This is a genomic window from uncultured Sphingorhabdus sp. (assembly GCF_937872355.1).
Lineage (GTDB): Bacteria > Pseudomonadota > Alphaproteobacteria > Sphingomonadales > Sphingomonadaceae > Sphingorhabdus_B.
On record NZ_CALMSV010000237.1, the window covers coordinates 1 to 5,083 of the forward strand.

The 5,083-nt window shown below is 56.2% G+C and carries 4 protein-coding genes and 1 pseudogene; 3 read left to right on the forward strand and 2 right to left on the reverse strand.

Annotation, left to right across the window (positions count from 1 at the left end):
• On the forward strand, positions 1–269 hold a 269-nt coding region (locus Q0239_RS15555), incomplete at its 5' end, for a nuclear transport factor 2 family protein (protein ID WP_298604571.1).
• Positions 270–289: 20 nt separating this feature from the next.
• Here the strand turns inward: Q0239_RS15555 and Q0239_RS15560 are convergent.
• A complete protein-coding gene (locus Q0239_RS15560) occupies positions 290–1,747 on the reverse strand; it encodes an NAD(P)/FAD-dependent oxidoreductase (protein WP_298604573.1) in 1,458 nt (485 codons plus the stop codon).
• A 9-nt stretch (positions 1,748–1,756) separates the two neighbouring features.
• Positions 1,757–4,096 carry a TonB-dependent receptor gene (locus tag Q0239_RS15565; RefSeq protein ID WP_298604575.1) on the reverse strand — a complete coding sequence of 780 codons (2,340 nt, stop codon included), beginning with the start codon at positions 4,094–4,096 and terminating at the stop codon, positions 1,757–1,759.
• Positions 4,097–4,237: 141 nt separating this feature from the next.
• Between Q0239_RS15565 and Q0239_RS15570 the strand changes: the two genes are divergently transcribed.
• Complete coding sequence (locus Q0239_RS15570) at positions 4,238–4,861, forward strand: nuclear transport factor 2 family protein (RefSeq protein ID WP_298604577.1); 624 nt, start codon at positions 4,238–4,240, stop codon at positions 4,859–4,861.
• Positions 4,861–5,083 (forward strand): annotated as a pseudogene (locus tag Q0239_RS15575) (hypothetical protein); the annotation flags it as partial. The gene Q0239_RS15570 and the pseudogene Q0239_RS15575, both read left to right, overlap by 1 nt.

The following is a 5,083-nucleotide window of genomic DNA, read 5'->3' on the forward strand; positions in this document are numbered from 1 at the left end:
GACCCGACAGTGCCGAGGGCACATGGTATCTCGAGGATCGGTTCATCGATCCGATCCGGCAGGAAGACACGATCGGGACCGCGATCTACCGCGATCGCTACACGCGGACGGCGGAGGGCTGGAAGATCGCCCATAGCGAATATGACCGTGTCTACGAAATTGCCCGACCCATTCCAACGGACGAAAGACTGACCTTTCATCTGCTGGCGAAGACGGGGCGGAAACCCGAGGCGCGGATCGACACAACCAAATGGTTGGAATGGTATTAAGGGCGCGCTAAGCCCCTGTCTCAAACCATATCAAAGGCATCGAAATCCGGCTTCGCCATCGCGTCGGCAAAGGCATCATAATCCCAAGGCCATGTGATCGGCACGCCGGTTTTATCGAGATACCAACTGGTGCAGCCGGAACCGAAAATGGTAGCCTTGGCCGCGGCGATGCGGCGGGCTTCATAATCGTCGAACGCGGCTTTGCTGGCGACGATGCCGCTGGCGTTGCTGGTCGATACGCGGTTCAGCAATTGCTCGACATAGCTCCATTGCCGCTCGGCCACATCGATCAGCGAGAAATTGCCAACCGGTGAGCTGGGCCCGTTGAACAGGAAGAAGTTGGGGAAATCGGGAATCGAAATCGCCATATAGGCCGCACAACGCTCGGCCCAGGCATCCTCGATATCGCGACCACCCAATCCCTTCACCGAAATCGGGCGCACGAAGCGGTCGGTGTGGAAACCGGTGGCGAGTGCCAGAACGTCGAGCTTGTGCAAAACGCCTTCGTTATCGATCACGCCTTCGGGCACGATTTCGCGGATGCCGCAGACAATCGTTTCGACATTGGGCTGTTGCGCCACGCCATAATAGTCATAGCTGTAGATCAGCCGCTTGCAGGCTGCCCGGTAATTGGGGGTCAACTTCGCGCGCAGCACCGGATCGCCGATCGACTGTTCGAGCCAGCCCCGGCAAATATCCTCGATCGACTGCATTTCCGGCCCGTCAATGTCGGTAATGCCGGTGGTGAAACGGCGGATATTCGCCCAATAGGTTTCGTCATAACGGATCGCGTCAATCGCCTCGACGCTGGCGCGGAATTTGGCCTTATCCTCCTCGCTATATTCGAAATTGGGATAGGGCATCATCCATTGCGGGCTGCGCTGGAAATGGACGATGTTATGTCCGTCTTTGCCCAGCTTGGTGACCATCTGCACGCCGGTCGAACCATTGCCGATCACGCCGATACGTTTGCCTTCAAGGCTGTAATCAACATCCCATTGCGCGGTATGCATCGTCTTTCCGGCAAAGCTTTCCAGCCCCTTGATGTCCGGGAATTTGGGGTGGTGCAGCACGCCGGTTGCCATGATCGCGACATGCGCCTGATCCTTGTGGCCATCGCTGGTTTCGATATCCCAATGATCGCCGTTCCATTCCATATGCGCAATTTCGCTGTTGAAACGGATTAGCGGGCGGATGCCATAATCATCGACGACCTTTTCGAAATAGGCCTGGATTTCATCGCCGCCGACCAGATAGGCCGACCATTCGGGGTTGGGCGCGAATTCATAGGTATAGGCGTGCGCCGGGACGTCGCAGGTAAGCCCCGGATAGCGGTTGTCGCGCCAGGTGCCGCCTATGCGATCCGCCTTTTCGTAGACGGTGATATGCTTGTGGCCTGCCTCTTTCAACTTGATCGCACAGAGGATTCCGGACATCCCGGCCCCGATAATGGCGAAACGCTTTTCTCCGTTCAACAAGTCACTCTCCTAAAAACGCACGCCAACCGAAACGCCCCATGTGCGCGGATCGGGGAAATAGCCGAGCGTCAATCCGCCAAAGCCGGGTCCGAAATCGATGAAGTTGCTGGGATCGTCTTCCTTGGTCAGGTTACGGACAAAGGCCGCGATTTCGGTCTTCACACCGCCCAGATCAAATTCGGAAAGTGCGGCACGAAGGTTAATAATCGTGCGGCCTTTGGATTTGGTGTTGAAGGCATTCTGGTCTGACGGTGTCGGCGTGCGCAGCGGGTAGGGGAAGGTGAAGTAGGACGACACATGGTTGATGTCGCCATAGAGGTTGAACTTGCCCCAATCGCCTTCGGCCACCGCCCAGTCCACACCCAGTGATGCGCTCACTTTCGGTGTGTGCGGGAAGGCGCGGTTGTCGGAAACATCAACACCCGCATCGATATAGCGCTTATAGTCGGCATCGAGCAGTGCGAGCGAGCCATTGATCGTCAGGCTGTCGCTTGGTTTGGCAATGGCTTCGAATTCAAGGCCCTGGATGCGTGCGGATGCGGCGTTGCGGACAATTGATGATGCGGCGCCTGTCGCGCGGAATATCGAAAGCTGAATATCCTTGTGATCGTCGCGGAAGGCCGCGACATTGAAGATCAGGCGACCGTCAGCCAGCTTTGTCTTGATGCCCAGTTCATAACTGTCGACTTTTTCGGGATCATAGGGATCGCACAGTTCGAACGCGCCGCTCGGGCAGGCAGCAGTCGGCGCTCCAAAATCATTGGTCTCGCCATTGAAGCCGCCTGATTTGAAACCGCGGGCAAAGCGGGCATAGAGGTTGATATCCTCGCTCGCGGCATAGCTGAGTGTCGCTGCAGGGGAGAAGTTGTTGTACTTCGCATCGGGTACGCCGCCATAGGGGATATTCGCCACGACCAGCGGAGAAAAGATGCTATTGGCCGCGTCAAAATTCACTCTCAGGAACCGGCGAATGTCCTTCTTCTCGTTGGTGTAGCGTCCGCCCAGTGACAGTTTCAACGCATCGGTTAGGTCATAGTCGATCTGGGCGTAGAGGGCCAATGCTTTGGTGTGCGACCCGTAATCCGACTGGAAGTCAGAACCTCCGCCAAAAAACACCTGCGGCCCCAGCGTTTCTGCCTTTTCCTTGAAATAGAAGGCTCCCAATACATAGTTCAGACGATCGGAAAAGGCCGTGCCGGCCAGCTGCAGTTCCTGGCTGAACGCATGATAGTCAGTGATCCGCTGGGTGAAAGCCACTGGCGTTGGCGAACCATCAAGATCAAGCCCATCTGCCCACGCAAGATCGCGATAAGCGGTTATCGATTTGAGCGTCGCGTTACCTAGGTCTGCGGTTAGCGTGAGCGCATGGCCATAAGCGCGCGAGCGTTCATATACCGAACCATCTATGCTCGCGACCTTCTGCCGTTCAGGATTGGTATATTGGTGCAGCGGGAAAAAGGCTCCGCCAAAGGCGAAACTGGGCGAAGCTGGATCGAAGATATCGCGCGGATCGCCATTACGGTTGACGCGCAGCAACTGCGCAAACGGCGGCCGCTGCTTCTGCTTATTATAATCATAGGTATAGTCGGCCGTGATGGCGTCGCTCAGTTCGGCCCGCAACTGGACCATGAAGCTTGCGCTGTCGATGGTATCAGTCTGGTTCACGACATTGGGAAGGGCCGTGACGACACCCGCGACCGGGTTGGGAACAACGTCGACCAGACCGTCGCGCTTCACATATTGGCCCGAAACCTTGGCCGAGAATACACCCATTTGCGGCAGGTCGATGGCACCCTTGATCTTGCGATAATCATAGCTGCCATAAGTAAGTTCGAGCGAGCCGCCTGCTTCGCCCGAAGGCTTTTTGCTAATCAGGTTTATGGCACCGGCCAGTGCGTTGCGACCATAGAGCGTTCCCTGGGGGCCGCGCAGAATTTCGACCCGTTCCAGATCGGCAACATCAAAAATCGACCCCTGCGCCTTGGCAATATAGACGCCATCAAGATACAGGCCGACAGCAGGTTCCCATGTGATGGCCGGATTGATCGTCACCGACCCGCGGATGGCAATCTGGGTAATGGTCTTGCTCGAAGGCGCACGCTCGATTTTCACATTGGGAGAAACGGTGCCCAGCCCGTCGATCGAGGTGATACCCCGCGACTCCAGAAATTCGGATCCGACCGCCGAAATAGCGATTGGCACATCCTGGATGTTTTCCGCCCGCTTCTGCGCAGTAACGACGATTTCGCCTATTCCATCGCTGTCGCTACTTCCATCCTGTGCGTAGCTCGCGGTGGCGCTGGCCAGTGCAGTGGATACCAAAAGGCTTTTGAAAATGACGCTTTGCATGGCAATCTCTCCCGACACATGCGTTGATCGCAAATTGCGTAATTATTTTATGGTATGACTACGATATATTGAATATATCGACAATGCAAATTCGAAAAGCGTAGATAATACGCAATCGATTTACGCAATGAGAGGAAGGGTATGAGCACATTGGAGGCCAGGATTGATCGGCTGGAGTCGCTTGACGCCATACGCCAGCTCGCCGCCAAATATTCGCTGGCACTCGACATGCGCGACATGGACGCGATGGTGAACCTGTTCGAGGAGAATGTCCGGGTCGGCAAGGATGCCAGCGGGCGCCAAGCGCTACGCGCTTATATGGATGGCACGCTCCGTTCGCCATTTACTGGTACCTCGCACCATATTGGCGGCCATATTATAGAATTTGACGATCCCGATCATGCACACGGCATCTGCTATTCGAAGAATGAGCATGAGACTGGCGATGAATGGGTCATTATGCAGATGATGTATGCGGACAATTATGTCCGTGTGGACGGGCGCTGGTATTTCGCCCGGAGGCTGCCGCTTTATTGGTACGCAACCGATCTCAACAAGCCGCCGATTGGCGATAAGAAGATGCGCTGGCCCAATACCGATTGGGTCGAAGGAAATTTCCACAATCTTTTTCCCAGCTTCGCCGAATTTTGGGCGCGTGAGGGCGATCTTGGCGGTCCGGTGCCAGAACCAGCGCCGCTCGAAAAGTTCATCGAAACGATGCGCCGCGGGCAGGCGGCTCCCAAGGTCAAGGTGCGGGCAGACTGATGAAAAAGCGCTGGATTGCGCTGCTTGCGTTTGCCGCTTTGGTTGGCGGGGCAGGCGGTTGGTGGGTCAATGCCAATCGCGCGATAACCGAGGCGCGGCCGATTGAGGGTGCTTCTTCACAACAGGCCGAATGGGACAGGTCCTTTGTACCTGCGCCGGAAGAGCGAAGCATCAACGCAAACCCGTTCCTCGCGGCACACAACAACGGCACCATGCATAGCG